General features: G+C 32.7%; 6 protein-coding genes, 1 pseudogene and 1 riboswitch. Of the genes and pseudogenes, 6 read left to right on the top strand and 1 reads right to left on the bottom strand.

The features are described from left to right. The first annotated feature begins 564 nt into the window (after window positions 1–564). The 6 genes from JHL18_RS11520 to JHL18_RS11495 all read left to right on the top strand — a co-directional run bounded on the left by JHL18_RS11520 (window position 565) and on the right by JHL18_RS11495 (window position 17,520). On the top strand, window positions 565–9,729 hold the full coding sequence (locus tag JHL18_RS11520) for a carbohydrate binding domain-containing protein (RefSeq protein WP_200269271.1): 9,165 nt from the start codon (window positions 565–567) through the stop codon (window positions 9,727–9,729). A gap of 381 nt (window positions 9,730–10,110) precedes the next feature. Next, on the top strand, window positions 10,111–11,151 hold the full coding sequence (locus JHL18_RS11515; protein ID WP_200269269.1) for a PocR ligand-binding domain-containing protein: 1,041 nt from the start codon (window positions 10,111–10,113) through the stop codon (window positions 11,149–11,151). A 403-nt stretch (window positions 11,152–11,554) separates the two neighbouring features. Further along, window positions 11,555–11,637: riboswitch (cyclic di-GMP riboswitch) on the top strand. Between the two features lie 76 nt (window positions 11,638–11,713). Then, a complete protein-coding gene (locus tag JHL18_RS11510) occupies window positions 11,714–13,390 on the top strand; it encodes a methyl-accepting chemotaxis protein (protein ID WP_200269267.1) in 1,677 nt (558 codons plus the stop codon). 169 nt (window positions 13,391–13,559) lie between these two features. Next, complete coding sequence (locus JHL18_RS11505) at window positions 13,560–13,838, top strand: hypothetical protein (RefSeq protein ID WP_200269265.1); 279 nt, start codon at window positions 13,560–13,562, stop codon at window positions 13,836–13,838. A gap of 594 nt (window positions 13,839–14,432) precedes the next feature. Beyond that, window positions 14,433–15,833: a glucuronate isomerase gene (uxaC, locus tag JHL18_RS11500; RefSeq protein ID WP_200269263.1), complete on the top strand. Its 1,401-nt coding sequence runs from the start codon at window positions 14,433–14,435 to the stop codon at window positions 15,831–15,833. A gap of 331 nt (window positions 15,834–16,164) precedes the next feature. Further along, window positions 16,165–17,520 (top strand): glycoside-pentoside-hexuronide (GPH):cation symporter, encoded by a 1,356-nt coding sequence (locus JHL18_RS11495; RefSeq protein WP_200269261.1) that lies wholly within the window; start codon window positions 16,165–16,167, stop codon window positions 17,518–17,520. Window positions 17,521–18,116: 596 nt separating this feature from the next. On the opposite strand, the pseudogene JHL18_RS11490 reads toward JHL18_RS11495, so the two are convergent. Next, window positions 18,117–18,396, bottom strand: a pseudogene (locus tag JHL18_RS11490) (hypothetical protein); the annotation flags it as partial.

The following is an 18,396-nucleotide window of genomic DNA, read 5'->3' as shown; positions in this document are numbered from 1 at the left end:
ATAGACTAATATAAAAGAGATTGTACTCTGAGTAAGTAAGAGTGCAATCTCTTTTCATTATGCACGACACTATTTATAATGTTTTGTAGAACTCATTAATGGTGTGAATTTTGATAACTTAATCTAGGACAACAATTTATTGAACATATAAAAAAAGCACTGCATATCCAAAAAAAGTGCCGTTGTAAATGTTTAAACAGATACCTATAATTTATATGGATAATGGAACATTATGGCATATCTGCAATAATTCTTATAATTATAAATCTCAACTTAAATTTTGCAAATAATCTTAGAACTAGTTACGTTTAACTTTATCATTATTTTATAAAGGATAGTACTTCATTAATAGGGCAATTAAATTATATAGTTTAGAATATAATGAAGAAATTTCAAGAGGTGCTTTAATGATGGAGGATCATAATGGGAGTTAATGATAAAGTTATGTCATAAATATTGATCTAAGGAGGGGAAAAGCAAACCTTATAAAGTTTTTTTATTAAGTGTAATCGTTTATAGTCCTAAGTTTGGAATTGTTTAAAATCTTACTTTAGGGGGGAAAGTATGGCGGAGTTATCAAAAATTAATAAGAAAAAGTCATCTAGACAGAATTTTAAGCGATTTATCTCAATGTTTATAGCTATGCTATTTATATTAGGAGATATGGGAATTAATCCTGCATTAGTTGCAACTGTAAAGGCGTGTACTGATGATTCTGGCATTGCTACAGTAAAAAGTGTGGTTAAGCCTGATGATTTTTATGTTCAAAAAGGAACTAAGCTTAATGAAATAATAGAGCTTCTTCCAACGAAGTTAAATGTGATTATGTCAAATTACACCAAAGGTACAGCAGAGGTCATATGGGATACAGCTCATTACGTAGCTCTTACCAAACCAAGCGAGAGCTACACCTTTAGCGGAACAATAAAAGGAACAAAATTAACTACAAAAATAACTGTGAATGTAGCTAATTCATATATAAAATCAATAAAGGAAGTATCAGAAGTAGAAGTTGACAACGGCACAAAAGTAGAGGCCATTGGCCTGCCTAAATACGTTAGTGCTATAACTAGTGATAAAACAGTAGTGTACGCTAAGGTCACTTGGGATACTTCAACTTACAATGGTAATGTGGACAAGGAAACAAACTTTGAATTGAAAGGTACTGTTAGCGGATATGATAAGCAGATAACTTTAAAAGTAAGAGTTGGCAATCCTTTTGTGGTATCTGCTGTAGAGCCATCCGCATTGACTGTGAACAACGGAACTTCTTTAAGTGAGTTAAACAGTACTTTGCCTAAAACTGTACAAGTTAAACTTTCCAATGGTACTAACAGTTCAGCAAGGGTTTGTTGGAATACTTGTGGATATAATGGTAATGTATCAAAAGAAAGTTTATATACCTTCAAAGGAGATTTGGAGGGACAAACAAAAATTACAACAAATATAACTGTGAAGGTAGGAAGTCCTTTTGCAGCGTCAATAGAAGAACCTAAGATGATTACTGTTGATAATGGAACTACACTAGATGTAGTTAAGAAAAAGCTTCCTAAAACAGTGGAAGTAAAATGGTCCAATGGATATAGAAGCGATGCTAAGGTAACTTGGGATACTTCTAGTTATGATGGAAATGCTACTGCAGAAAAGATATTCACTTTTGCAGGTTCAGTAGAAGGAATAACTAAGACAACAACTATAAGCGTTAAAGTAGGAAATCCAACAGTAGTATCTGTTAAAAACCCTGATTCAATAACTGTAGGAAACGGCATTTTAGATAAGGATCTATTATCTTTATTACCTAAGACAGTAGAGGTAAAAATGTCAAATGGAACAGTTAAAGCAGCTAAGGTCACTTGGAATATAGAAAAATATAACCCTAAAAAGACTAAAGCAGAAACTTACGTTTTTAAAGGAAAGCTAGAACAATGCAAAGAAACTGCTGAAATAACTGTATATGTTAGATCAAAAAATGAAGCTCCAACAATATTATCAGTTATAAATCCAGCTTCAGTTAATATTGCAAATGGAACATCAGCAGCTGATTTGTCACTTCCAAAAACAGTGAATGTAAATCTATCAAATAGAACTGTAGGAACAGCAAATGTAAGCTGGGATACCTCAAGCTATAACGGAAATGTTTCTGGAGTACAAGCATTTGTTCTTCAGGGAACAGTTGAAGGAACCACTACTAAAGCAAGTATAACTGTGAATGTTGGAGCACCTTATGTGGTTTCAGTATCAGCTCCAGCTGCAATATATGTTGATAATGGTACAGCACTTCAAAATCTACCTTTGCCTGAAACCGTTGAGGTTACTTTATCAAACGGTATAAAGGTAAGTGTTAAAGCCACATGGGACAGTTCAAGCTATAATGGAAATGTTTCAAAGGAAACTCAATATATATTTAATGGAACTTTAGAAGGAACAGACAAGACAACTTCTATAGAAGTAAATGTAGCAGCTCCAAAAGCTCCTGAAGATCCATGGTCTCTTGTATGGTCAGATGAGTTTGATGGTACAGGAAGCAAACTTGATACAAACGGAGTAGACCTAAGCAAATGGGCATATCAGAATGGAACTGGTGCTGAATACGGCTTAGATGGATGGGGAAATAATGAACAGGAGTACTATACAAAGGATAATATAAAAGTACAAGATGGTAATTTAGTTATACAAGCAAAGAATGATGGCAGAAATGGAAAGCCATATACTTCAGGAAGACTTTGGACAAATCCTACCTTTGACAAAACTTATGGAAAGTTTGAAGCGAGAATAAAGATGCCAAAGGGAGAAGGCTTATGGCCAGCTTTCTGGATGATGCCAAAGAACTCTGAATATGGAACCTGGGCATCTTCAGGAGAAATAGACATAATGGAGGCCAGAGGACGTCTTTTAGACCAAGTAGAAGGTACTCTACACTATGGTAAAACATGGCCTAATAACAAGTCTACAGGAAATCATTACACTTTCCAAAGTGGACAGGATATAACAGGATATCACACTTACTCAATAGAATGGGAACCAGGTGAGATGAGATGGTATGTTGATGGAAACTTATATCAAACTACTAGCAACTGGTTCAGCCAAGGGGAGAATCAACCAGACAAATACGCTTATCCAGCACCATTTGACAAGGATTTCTATATGATTTTAAACCTTGCAGTAGGTGGAAACTTTGATGGTGGAAGAACTCCAGCAGTATCAGATATGCCTGCTACTATGTCAGTAGATTACGTAAGAGTGTATGATCTCACTGGAAGACCATATAAGGCTCCAGTGGAACCAGTTATGGAAAAAGACAATCTTCCAGATGGTTCTAAGACTGCTGTGAATGGAAACTATGTTTATGATACAAATTACGAAAAAGGTTTTACTGATATAACTTCAGATACACAAACTTTAGATAATACTTATTGGAACTTTGTACACCAGAGTCAATTTGGTGGAGCTGGTTCTGTATCAGTTGATACAATAAACAACAATAAGTATGCAAAAGTAGATATAACTAATGCTGGTTCACAAGTTCATTCCATTCAAATGATACAAAAAGTAGCTTTAGCAAAAGGAAGATATTATAAGCTTAGCTTTGATGCAAAAGCTTCAGCTGCTAGAACTATGGCTGTAAAGTTTGGGGGAGATGCAAACCGTGGATGGCAGGTTTACTCTGATAATTTCAACGTAAATTTAAAAAATGAATTGCAGAGTTATGCGTTTACCTTCCAGATGCAAGCAAATACAGATCCTTTAGCTAGATTAGAGTTTAATATGGGTCAAAATACAAACTCCGTTTGGGTAGGAAATATCAAACTTGAAGAGATTACATCCTTAACTGATCAAGATGCTCCGAAAGATCCATTAAAGGATGGCAATCATGTGTATAATGGAAGTTTTGATCTTGGTACTATGGACAGAATGGAATTTTGGCACCTTCAAAACCTAGGTAGTTCAGCAGTGGCATCCGTTAATCAAAGTACAAGAGAACTTCAGGTAGCTATATCAAACGGTGGATACATTGCAGACTCTATAAATCTTCTTCAAAAAGGAATGAATTTACTTGCTACTGATAAATATAAGGTTACATTTGATGGTAGAGCATCAGCTGCTAGACAGATTAAGGTAGCTCTCTTAAGCAAGGATGGAAAAACAAACTATTCAGGTGATAAAACCATAGATTTAAGTAATACTATGGGAGAAAAATCCTTTGAGTTTACAATGCCAAATGTTACTGATACAGAAGGGCAGTTAGTATTTAAATTAGGGTTAGGTTCTGAAACAGTTTATCTTGATAATGTAAAGATGGTTAGGTTAACTAATAACAATACAGGAGAACTTTCATTAAATGATCAGTTCCCACTTAAAAATGGTGATTTCTCAAATGGTATAACAAAATGGACTGATTTTGTACAAGGCAGATATGACGGATGGGATAAGGTTACATCAGCTAAAGTGGAAAACGGTCAGTTAAAATATCTAGTTTCAAGTATAGGCAACAACCCATGGGATGTAATGCTTATGCAGAATGATTTTCAGCTATATAAAGGTAAAACTTATGTTGTATCTTTAGACATTAGATCAACTGTGCCAAGAACTGTTGAAGTTGTAGTTGATGCTAATGGAAACAGATATTTATCTAAAAATGAAAGTATATCAACAACAACTAAAACTTTAAACTACGAATTAACCTTGGATTCAGATATGGTAGCTTCCTTTAAGCTATTGTTAGGTAAGGTTGATGGTACAGTAAACAATGTGTCACATGAGGTTTATGTAGATAATGTTAGAGTTGAGGAAAAGGGAGCAAGAGAAAAGGCATTCCCACTTAAAAATGGATACTTTACAGATGGAACAGCTAATTGGAGTGAGTTTGTACAAGGTAGATATGATCAATGGGATAACGAATCTAAATATTCTGTTGAAAATGGTGGTATGAAGTTCCATGTTTATAGTGCTGCTAACAATCCATGGGATGTGATGTTTTATCAAGAAGGTTTAGCTTTATCAAAAGGAAAGATTTATAAAGTTTCCTTTAATGCTAGAGCTACTACTCCAAGATTAATAGAACTTACTACTGAAAATTCTAGTTATACTCGTTATTTAGATAAGATGGTTAAGCTAGAAGACTATGTTCAGACTTACAGCTATGAATTTACTATAGACAAAGATGATGTAGCAGGTCTAAAGTTCCTATTAGGCAAGGTAGAAGGTCTTGGTGAGATAGGTATTCATGATGTTTACATCGATAATGTAAGATTTGAAATAAAAGGTGCAAAGGAAGCAACAGGAGAACTAGCAGAAACTGCTGATAATATCCATCTTCCAGCAGCACCAGCTTTATCACCAGATGCTGATAGAAATGAACTTGGTCAAGATATAAAACTAACTTTTGGTGACAACTCTGCATGGAGAACTGCTATAACAGCTTTAACTATTGATGGAAAGACTATAGATAGTACTAAGTATACAGTAGATGCTGGAGCTATAACTATAAAATCAGATCAGTTTACCTCAGAAAAGGATTATGTCATTGCTGTCAAAGCAACTGGGTATGAAAGAGCGGAAGTTACTCAAAGTATTCAAGCTAAGAGTGATTGGACATTGTCTTGGAATGATGAATTTGATGGTTCAGGTACTAATGTTGATACAAATGGTGTTAACTTAGATAAATGGGCATACCAAAACGGAACTGGAGCTGAATATGGTATAGACGGCTGGGGAAATAACGAAAAAGAATACTACCAAAAAGAAAATATAAAAGTTGAGAATGGTAACTTAGTAATAGAAGCAAAACCAGAAGCTAAAAATGGTAAGACTTATACTTCTGGAAGACTATGGACTAGTCCAACCTTTACTCAGCAATATGGAAAGTTTGAAGCTAGAATGAAGCTTCCTAAAGGTCAAGGTCTATGGCCAGCCTTCTGGATGATGCCAAAGGATTCTGCTTATGGAACTTGGGCTTCTTCAGGTGAACTAGATATTATGGAAGCAAGAGGCCGTTTGACTGATAAGATAGATGGTACACTCCACTACGGAAAGCCATGGCCAAATAATAAATCTACAGGGGGAACTTATAATTTCCCTACAGGTCAAGATATAACAGGCTTTCACACTTACTCGGTAGAATGGGAACCAGGAGAAATCAGATGGTATGTAGATGGAAATCTATATCAAACTACTAACAATTGGTTTAGCCAAAGTGCAGGACAGCCAGATAAAAATGCTTATCCAGCACCGTTTAATAAGCCGTTCTATATAATCTTAAATCTAGCTGTTGGAGGAAACTTCGATGGAGGAGTTGAACCTTCAGCAAGTGATTTCCCTGCAAAGATGGAAGTAGATTATGTACGTGCTTATGACTTAACTGGAAGACAATATAAACAGCCAGTAGAACCAATACTAGAAAAAGATATCGTACCAGCTGATGGAAAGCAGCCAATAGACGGTAACTATGTTCATGATGTTAACTTCAATCAGCCAATAACAGAAGTTACTACAGGAAGCTTAAATACTGAGAATTGGAACTTTGTTCATGTACCAGATGCTGGAGGTGCAGGTTCTGTATCTGTAGATACGATTAATAATGAGAGATTTGCTAAGGTTAATATAACAAATGTAGGTACACAAAACTATGCATTACAGCTAATCCAAAATGTTACTTTAGCTAAGGGAAGATACTATAAGCTTACTTTTGATGCTAAAGCAGCTGCTAATAGAAACATCAGCGTAAAATTTGGTGGTGGAGCAGATAGAGGCTGGAGTGCATATTCAGACAATTTTGATGTTTCACTTAAGGACTCAGTTCAAAGCTATGAGTATAGATTCCAGATGCAGGCTGATACAGATAAGTTAGCTAGAATGGAATTCAATATGGGAACTAATAACAATGCTGTGTGGATAGGAAATGTAAAGGTTGAAGAGGTTGATGGACTTTATGATTCAAACGCAGCTAAAACTCCATTAGACGATGGAAACCATGTATATAATGGAAGTTTTGAACTAGGCACTATGGAGCGTATGGCTTTCTGGAACTTTAGTACTTCTGGTGCTACAGCACAGGCTTCAGTAAGCTCAGATACTACAGAGCTTAAAGTAGGTATTACTAATGGAGGTACTTCTAGAGATTCAGTTAGATTAGTTCAAAAGGGGATGAATTTACTTCAAACCGATTCCTATGAATTAACCTTTGATGGAAGAGCTGCTTCAGCTAGAGATATAGAAGTTAAGCTTCTAAGTAAAGATGGAAGTACAGCTTATAAAACACAAGTGTTAAGCTTAGGTACGGCTTCTTCAAAACAAACTATTGACTTTACAATGCCTCAAGGGGTAAGTGATACAGAAGGTCAGCTTATATTTAATCTAGGTGGTACAAATGCAGATGTTTATGTAGATAATATAAAGCTAATCAGAACAACTAATAACAATGTTGATTACACAGGTGTAGACTTATTTCCACTTAAGAATGGCGATTTTTCACTAGGATTAAGTGCATGGGAGCCATTTACTCAAGGAGCTAATGCAGGCTTTGATGTGGTAAATGGAGAGGCAAAAGTAGGGGTTCAAAGTTTAGGAACTGAAGCATGGAATGTTATGCTTAATCAATCAAATCTGAAGTTAAGTAAAGGCTTTGAATATGTACTATCTTTTGATGCAAGAGCTTCTGTTAATCGTGATATCGAAGCTACTCTTGAAAATAGTTCTTATACCAGAAGATTTGACTCAGGATTTATAGCTCTTACACCACAAACTAAGCATTTTGAGTATAACTTTAAGATGACAGTTGATGATGTATTAGCACTTAAACTTATCCTAGGAAAAACACCACAAGGTGCTGTAGGAGATGTATTTATAGACAATGTTGTGCTACAAGTTAAAAATGCACCAGTGAAAAGGCCACCTATGCTAGGAGCAGATTCAACTAGTAATAATGCAGGGCAACCAATTGATTTAACTTTTAATCAAGATGATGCTTGGGCTCGCGCAATAACTGCAGTTAAGATCAATGATAGTGCTATTGAAAAAAGTAAATACACTTTATCTTCAGGAAAGGTTACTTTAGCGCCAGAATTATTTGCTTTAGAGGGAAGCTACAATATTTCAGTTGAAGCTAGTGGATATGCAAACACTTCAGTTACTCAAAAGATATTCCCAAGCAGCGGTAATTTAGTGTTAAATGGAGATCTGTCTCTTGGAGATAAAAACTGGGGTTTCTGGAATAATGCTGCTGATTGGTCAAGTTACACTATCGCAGATGGAGTAGCTGATATAAAGGTCAATTACCATGGTGCTAAGGATGATGAGTGGGGGGTTCCGTTTAGCTGGTCGACTCAGTTTGTACAAAAAGGAATACAACTTTCCGCAAATAAAACTTATGAGCTTAGCTTTAAGGCATGGTCTTCAGTTAATCGTCCAATTATAGCAGAAATGACTAACTATAATGGAAGTCCTAAGGTTAACTTTAATATTACTTCAGATAAAGATGCGGTTTATAAATATACATTAAAACCAACTCAAGATACAAATATGAATTTAACTTATCTTTTAGGATATATCGAAGATGGAACTAATGTAACTCCTAGTGGAGAACATCATGTATACTTTGATGATGTATCTATAAAAGAAGTAAAAGTATCAGTAGATAAAACAGCCCTAGTTTCAAAGATAAATGAAGCACAAAGTAAGGTGCAGGCAGATTATACTAAAGATTCTTGGCAGACACTACAAAGTGCATTATCAAATGCAGTTGCAGTAAATGCCAAGGCTGATACAGCTCAAGCAGAGGTAGACGGTGCTGTAGCAAACTTAACAACAGCTATAAATGGGTTGGTGAAAAATTCAACTACGCCACCAGTTCCTGGTACAAACATTGCACTAAACAAGACCGGAAAAGCATCTTCTGGAAATACTGCTTTTGCTTTTGACGGAAATAAGGGCACAAGATGGGAGTCTGAGTTTAATGACAACCAATGGATATCAGTTTATTTAGGTGGAGTATATAGCTTGGATAAAGTTTTGCTAAACTGGGAAGCTGCATATGGAAAAGAGTATAAGATACAAGTTGCTTCAGTTATGAATCCAACAGAAGCAGATTGGAAGGATGTTTATACAGAAAGCAATAGTGATGGCAATATTGATGAAATTCCTATGAATAAGGTTGAAGCTAGATATGTAAGAATGCTTGGTCTAAAAAGAGCATTACCTTATGGATATTCATTATGGGAGTTTGAAGTGTATGGTACTCAAGTAGGGGATTTAGATCCAGTACTTGCTACTAAAACTCTATATTTAACTACTGGAGGAAAGTTATCACTGAGCTCAGGTACAAGTGAAGCTAAAGATATTCTACCTAAAAACCAAACTCATGTAGAATATACACTAGATAACTTGAATGGAAGTTACAATAAGACTGGAAATACTTCTGCAGACCTATATCTTAATGGGTTGGCAATAGGAGAAGGAATTAAGGGAGATATATCATACGATTTTGATGGTGACGGAACAATTGATAGAACTGAAAGTATAGATATGATGCCAACAGATGGAGCAATAGGTAGTGGTAGCTATGAAAACTTCAAAAGAGCTTCTTCCTTTGTCTCTGGATCAGAATACAAAGACTTTGCCAATGGAAAAGTTAAAGTTAGTCTTTATATTTTATTTGGTACAGGCGATGGAGAAGTGAAAGTTAATGCACCAGGAAGTTCGTCTAATATTGTACTACCTTATGATATAAAGTAAGGAGCATTTAGGTAAGTTAAAGTAATTAAGAGGTTGCATGAAGATCGATAGGTTCTACATGCAATCTCTTTTTGCCTTATTAATTAAGAATAATAGTATAAGCTCAACAATATTTTTTAACATAACCCCAAATTAGGATCTCTAAGATATTGATATTTGAATATAAAAGGAAGCCTTTATAATATAAAGAAATAGATATCAAAATTAGGTATATACAATTAAACGAAGTTTTTCCAAAAAAATTATAGAATATTTATAGAAAAGTATATTAATAAAATGCAAAAAACACATAAGTATTCGATAAATATGTACGATAATATATTAGGGGAAAGTTTAAAATGCGGTAAATAAAATTTTGGGGAGTTAATTGGAGGGGTTTACATGATTAAGAGATTAAATAACGGTGAATTAGATCTTGAAGCTTTAGAAATAAGTGATGTAATAGATCTTAAACTATTGCAGACCTTTCAAGATAATTTTGCTATAGGAATGAATATTGCTAGTGTAACTGTAGACAGAAATGGAACACCTGTGACCAAGCCTAGTTCTTATACGAATTTTTGTATTAATTTAACACAATCAACTAGTGCTGGTGAGGGTAGATGCGCTCAATCTCATAAAAAAGGTGGAGAAGAAGCTGCTAGAACAGGAAGACCTTATATTTATAAATGTCATGCTGGATTAATTGACTTTGCGGCACCAATAATGATAGATGGACATCTAATAGGAACGATTTTAGGTGGTCAGATTCTAACTTCAAGTCCAGAGGAAAAAAGTTTTAGAGAAACTGCTTTGGAAATAGGGGTTAATCAAGATAAATATGTTGATGCTGCAAGAAATGTTTATATGACTAAAGAGGAAAACGTAAAATCAGCAGCAGAAGTTTTGTTTATAGTAGCTAACTCATTATCAAGAGCTGGATATGAACAACTTGTGCTAAGCAATATGTCACAAGTACTTTCAGAGAACTTTAGCCAAATATCAGCTACTATGGAAGAGTTAAATGCAACTTCTGCAAATGTAGCAAATAATCAACATAATCTAAATGATGAAATATCAAATGTTAAAAATATTTCAATAGAGATAAATACTATATTGGATTCAATAAAGAGTATCGCGGATCAAACAAAGATGCTTGGATTAAATGCTGCAATAGAAGCTGCAAGAGCTGGTGAAGCAGGAAGAGGTTTTGGAGTGGTGGCTACAGAAATAAGAAAACTATCTCAAAGCTCAAAGGAAACAGCATTTAAGATAATGGATCTTACAGGTAAGATACAACAATCTGTAGATAGAACAATGGAGACTTCCAACGCTACTCTTGAAAATGCAGAACAGCAGTCAGCAGCAATGGAAGAAGTTACTGCTAGCTTAACTGAAATAGCTACTTTAGCTGATGAATTGAATACAATGACCAATAAATAAGGTGCTGTTAAGCACCTTTTTTTATTGATAAGTTAGCCATGTGATACTTTAATGAGTCTTCCCAAAGAATTAATATGATCTTTTTCATATTCCATCGATGAGCTATTAAGAAGTTAGTAAATAAAATATAAAAATCACATAAATATTAGATAATTATGAACTACAATATATATGGATTGATATTGTTAGTGTAATGGTAGATAAAAATATAACAAATATAGCTATACCTAGATCTTGTACAAACCTTAACATAGCCAAGTAATAGATAAGGTTATTTTAAAGCATTATGTTGAAATTAATTATTATATTTATATAAATATTAAATCAATATATTGCAAAAAATGTTGAATTGTGTAAAAGTGTGTGATAATATCATATGGGTATAAATAATAAATTTAATATTAAACATATTGGAGACTATGAAGAATTTCTTAAATTTGGGCACTTTGAAATTTGGAGTTTGAAGTGCAACCGGCCAATATAAAAGTAGAATTATATTTACTTTTATATTGGTCTTTTTTACTGTTTTCAATTCTTAAAACACAATAGGGAGGCTAAAGCGATGGGGTTTAAAACTATTAAAGGAAAATTTGCAATTATAATTATTCTTATTACAATCATGGTTTTTACTAATGTTTTTTTATCTTTTAAAGGAGATAAAGATATACAAGATGTAAAAAATAGTACTTTTCCAACATATAAACTTTCAAATACTATGTCTCAAAGTTTAATTGAAGTATGGCAGTATCTTTCAGATATAAGTGCCACTAGAGGGTTAGATGGATTAGATGATGGAATCAAAGAAGCAGATGTGCATGCAACGGAATTTATTAAAGCAGCAAAACAATTAGAAACTTTAGAACCTAGTAAGCAAAAAGAAATTGATGAAATATTAGTTGCCTTTGACGACTATTATAAAACAGGAACAGAGATGGCTAATATCTATATGAAGGAAGGCACTGAAGCTGGTAACAAGTTTATGCCTAAATTTGATGATGCATCAAGTAAAATATTAAAATTGACAAACAAATTAAGTGAGGAACAGGATAATGGAATCGTAAACTCTCTTGATAAAACAGCTTTTCAAAATAATATTTCATTATATATGCTTATTACAAGTGGTATAGCATTAATGATTTTTGTGTTTATTCTATCAAAACAAATTATTAATCCGTTAGAAAAATTGGTATCCTATGCAGATGATATTGCTAAAGGAGATTTAAGTAAAAATAGTGGTATTAGTGGACGCAAAGATGAGATAGGAAGGTTAGCATATGCTTTTGAGATTAGTGTACAAAGTATGAAAGATATAATAAGTAAGATAGAGTACACATCAAATAAAGTAAATAACTTTTCAAATGAAATAAAAGATGCTTCTTATATGACAAGTAGTACTAGCGAACAAGTTGCATCTTCAATAGAGGAAATATCTGTTGGAGCTTCAACACAGCTTAGTGAGATAAATAAGGTTTCTAGTTTTATAGGATCCCTTGATAGTGATATTGAAAAAGCAGTTACTAAATTGGAGGAAACTTCGAACATGACTAAGCAGTCTAAAGAGATGAGTGAATTAGGCGTTAGGTCAATGGATAATATAGAAAATAATATGTCTGCTATATATGAGTTTAATAAGAAGAATGTAGAAAAGATAGGTGAGTTAGAGATTAACTCAATTAAGATTAATCAAATTGTCGATGCAATTACTCAAATATCAGATCAAACTAATCTATTAGCGCTTAATGCTGCAATTGAAGCTGCAAGAGCTGGAGAGTCAGGAAGAGGATTTAGCGTTGTATCAGATGAAATAAGAAAATTAGCTGAACAGTCAAATTCATCAGCGAAATTAATAACAGAAGTGGTAAAAGAAATTCAAAATCAAATAAGTGAAATAACACTATATATAGGAAACGGTACAAAATATATAGAAGATGGAGTAACGATAGTTAGTGAAGCTGCTTCAAGATTTAGTGGAATAGTGTCTAATACAGAAGGTATATTAAAATATGTAAATCAAGTCACTAGTTTTTCTCGTGATATAAATGATGTATCAAAAAAAATAAAGCAATATATAAGAAGTATATTAGCAATAGTAGAAAATTCTTCTACTTTCACTGAAGAAGTTATGGCAGCATCAGAAGAAAATACAGCTAATATACAAAATATATCTACTTCAATCAGTGAATTAACAGAGCTAACAGGGGACTTAAAAAAGTTAGTTAGGAATTTCAAAGTAACTTAAAAAAAATATCCATTCCCATTAATAAACCAATTATAGCTCCATTTACTTGTGATAACTAAGAAAGAAATACACAAGATATAATTCGTAAGTTAAATAAAAAGGTGATTATGACCTTAATAAGATTATTGTACTTACTAATAAATTATGAGTAGAAGAGGAGACTAAAATCATGATTACTAATAAGAATGGGGTACAAGAGACTAAAAAGTTAAATCAACAATCAAGACAAGGGCAAGGTGGAATGACTAGTTCTGCTGGCAATACAAATGCTAACAGCTCAGAAATTGAAGAAACAAAACAATTAAATGCTCAGTCTAGACAAGGAAGCATGTCAAGTTCAGCTAGTGGAAGCTCATCACTTAGTTCAGGAGCTTCAGGCTCAATGAGCAGTGGTGTAGAGGAAGCAAAGAAATTAAATGAACAATCTAGACAAAATAAAGGTAAGTAATAGGCATGGAAAGTTAGCTTTTAAGAAATAACATGGAATAGTAGTGGAGTCGATAAATAAGAAATGCATCAATCAAATCATTAACGAGTTCTATAGCTTTTTATTGAGTTTAATAAGAGATTTAGAAATTTGAGCTCAGTATCATGGTGCATATATTTAAGTTGGTAGGTATGTATTGCATACCTACTTTTTTACTGTTAAAAACTGTGAAACTTTAAATATATTTAAACTTATATATTTCAATTGTGTTAGAAGTTATATAAACACAGTAAAAAAGTAAAAGTTATATGGCCTGCCAAATTTTCCTCATATACATTCGGAAAGGCAGATGCGATAAAAAAGCTCACTGAAGAAGGGGTGGGTAGTTAGTTTTTTACATAAATGTATAAAGGAGAAGCGTTAAAAAGTACCTTAAACCATACAAACTAATACTAATAAATGCATCTATAAAAAATAGTGAATAATTTCACAAAAATTTTGTTCACGTGAACAATTTACTATTGTATTCTTTTAAGAAAACGATTATAATAACATTGTAAGTGATTGTTCACGTGAACAATACATAAAAGTTAAATGAAAAGTAAGGTGATTATTATGAAAAAATTTATGGATGAGAATTTTCTATTATCAAATGAAACAGCAGTGAAATTATTCCATGATTATTCAAAAAGTATGCCAATTATTGACTATCACTGTCATTTAAACCCTAAGGAAATTTATGAGAATAAAAGATTTAAAAATATAACTGAAGTTTGGTTATACGGGGATCATTACAAGTGGAGAGCAATGAGAAGTAATGGAGTAGATGAAAATACTATAACTGGAGATGCAAGTGACTATGATAAATTTTTAGCATGGGCAAAGACCTTGCAGGTTGCTATAGGAAATCCACTTTATCATTGGACTCACTTAGAGCTTCAAAGATTCTTTGGAATCTATGAGCCTTTAAATGAAAAAACTGCTCCTCAGATATGGGACAAGGCTAATGAGATACTAAATGCAGGTGATTTTGCAGCAAGAGATTTAATTAAAAAGTCTAATGTAGAAGCAATATGTACAACTGATGATCCAGTTGATTCACTTGAGTATCATATAAAGCTTAAAGAAATTAAAGACTTTGACGTAAAAGTTTTACCAACTTTTAGACCAGATAAAGGAATAGAAATAAATAGAGCTACATTCTTACCATGGGTTAAGAAGTTAGAAGAAGTATCAGGTAAAGAAATAAATGATTATGAAGCGTTTTTAAAAGCTTTTGAATCAAGAGTTGAATTCTTCCACTCAGTTGGATGCAGAGTATCAGATCATGCTTTAGATACAGTAGTATATGCAGATTCAACTAAAGAAGAAGCTGCAGAAATATTTGCAAAGGCACTAAAAGGTGAAGCTGTTAGTTTTGAAGAAGAGAAAAAGTATAAAACTTTTACATTAGGTTTTGTAGCTAAGATCTATCATAAATTAGGATGGGCAATGCAACTTCATATCGGAGCTCTTAGAAATAATAATACAAGAATGTTTAATAAATTAGGGGCAGATACTGGATTTGATTCAATCAATGATGGACAAGTAGCAGAAGCACTATCAAGATTTCTAGATTCATTAAATAGAGAAGACTTACTTCCAAAAACTATATTATATACGTTAAATCCAAAGGATAACTATGTTCTTGGAACAATGCTTGGAAACTTCCAAGGAGGCGGAGTACCAGGGAAGATACAATTTGGTTCTGGCTGGTGGTTTAATGATAGTATAGATGGAATGACTCAACAAATGAAAGCATTAGCTAATTTAGGCCTTTTAAGTAGATTTGTTGGAATGCTTACTGATTCAAGAAGTTTCTTATCATACCCAAGACATGAGTATTTCAGAAGAATAGTATGTAATCTTATTGGTGAATGGGTTGAAAATGGTGAAGTTCCAAATAATATAGAACTTTTAGGAAGCATAGTTCAAGATATATCATATAGAAATGCTAAACAGTACTTTAACTTATAAAATAAGTATTAAAATTTGCATAAAATTGTTAACGTGTGCAAAAAAGAAAATATTATTGCATGCGTTAACCACAATATATACACTATATGTACACTTATTAAAACAATAATGCAAAGTTTTACAACAAGGATGTAAAATAAACTTTGGTGTAAACGTTATTGAAAAACTTATAAACAATATAAACCAAATATAGATTAAACCAATAAACTTTCAAATAATATCAGGTTAGCAAAACTGTTTATAAAAATTACTCAAAAATTTTTAAGTAATTAAATCAAAAGGTATTTATAAAATTCATTTAAATAATAATATTAAGAAAGAGGTAACTAGTATGAGTAAATTAACGTTGAAAGAAAAAATTTCATACGGTCTAGGCGATTTTGGTAATGGCTTTATGTTCGACTTAGGTCAAGCGTACTTGCTAAAGTTCTACACAGACGTTTGTGGAATAGCATCAGCTGCAGCAGGAGGAATATTCTTATTCACAAAAGTATTTGATGCATTCATGGATCCAATAGCAGGTATAGCTATAGATTCAAGAAAGAACATAGGTAAAAATGGAAGATTCAAACCAGTAATGTTCTTTTCAAGTATACTACTTGCAATACTTACTGTAATAACATTTACAACACCAATGGGTGCAACTGCTCATCAGAGATTAATATATGGATACGCTACATACATGATATGGGGACTTCTATATTCATTTACTAATGTTCCTTACGGTTCATTAGCTTCAGTTATGACCCAAGATGTTCAAGATAGAGCTAATCTAGCTTCCTTTAGACAAGCGGGTTCAGTTGCAGCTCTATTAATCACAGGTGTAGTATTTATGCCAATAGTAACCTCTTTTTCTAATACAAAAGTAGGTTTCCCAATAGCAGCAGGTATAATGTCTTTAGTAGGTGTAATATCTTTCTTCGTAACTTTCAAGAATACAAAAGAAGTTGTGCAAGTTAAGAGAACAGCTGAAAAGATAAGACCAAAGGATTTTGCTACAGCAGTATTTACAAATAAACCACTTTTAACATTAATTCTTATGACTGTATTCTCAATATCAGCATATAACATTAAAACTGCAATGATGGTATACTTCTGTCAATACTACCTTGGAAATGCAGCACTTTTAGCAAGAACAAACTTCTTTACAATAGGTAGTTCAATAATTGCAATACTTTTCATACCTACATTAGTAAAGAAATTAGGAAAGAAGAAAACAGCAATACTAGGATTTTCAATGGCTTTCATAGCTGATGGATTAAACTTTATACTACCAGTTCATATAGTTCCATTCACAATATTAATGGCTATATCATTTATAGGAATAGCACTACCAAACGGTGTTACATGGGCATTTGTTTCAGACGTTATAGACTACGGTGAATGGCATACAGGTGAAAGAAGAGAAGGTATAACTTACTCAGCATTTAACTTCTCAAGAAAGATAGCTCAAGCTATAGCTGGATCTCTTTCAGGTTTTGGATTAGCATTAATCGGTTATGTTCCAAACGTAAAACAATCAGCTCAAACATTATTAGGAATGAAGGGATTATTAATGTTATACCCTTGTATAGCTTTAATAATAGCTGCAATAGTACTTGGAGTATTGTACGGATTATCAGATAAGAAGTACAAAGAAATCGTTACTGATCTTCAAGCTGGAAAGTACGAATCAAGTAAAGCATAATGATTTAAATAATATAATGTATATAATTTAATCAACTATTGTTTAAAACTACAATTTTATAGATAAGCTCAGTATATAATACTTAAAATTATTAAAAATCCACCTACTTCTATAGTACAATAGAGCTTATCTTTAAGTTTCTTCCTTATTACCCACAAGGACCATTAACTTAGTTTTAATAATAAGAGATTATAATTTATATAAAGTATACGGTTCATTCGAGATTAAACACATTTTCCGCTACGAACCCTAAGTAGAATGAACTGTATACCTAATAAATCTTATAGATTTAACTTCTATTAAAAATCATGTGAAAAGCAAGTGCTTATAATAAATAGGTACTTGTTTTTTTATTTTTATATAAAAGGTCTAATAAGTTTTACTCATAAAAATATTGAGGTAAATATACTTTAATCTATTAAATGTAGTAAATTAGCAGAACATTTATAATAGTATATTTTGAAATAACCACACTACTATTTTTTACTAAGCTATACACTTACATTATGTTTTTTCCTTATATAGCTATATATTAATTAAATGTTGGTAAATATTCATACAAAAAAACGGACAAACCCAGTGTTAATTTTATATTTTTAAAAAAGTGAACTCCTAATTCTTATCTCATCAGTTTTTATAAATCTATTTCCTTGAAATAATCTAACGTATATCAAGTCCATATAATCAATAACCTTATCCAAGTTCATGATTATGAAAAAACTAAGGTATCTTTGCAGGTACTTTGAAGCCACCCCATGGAAGATTGATAGCCATTTCTTTAGATTTGGCCAAAGATATTTTATTCTATATTCGGTCTCTACCTTAATAGATTTATTTCTATTATGTTTCATTGCTACTAACTTTATATATCTATCT

Origin of the sequence: Clostridium yunnanense (genome assembly GCF_016595795.1) — a bacterium.
Taxonomy (GTDB): Bacteria; Bacillota; Clostridia; order Clostridiales; family Clostridiaceae; genus Clostridium_AR; species Clostridium_AR yunnanense.
This window is presented reverse-complemented; position numbering and strand designations above follow the sequence as displayed.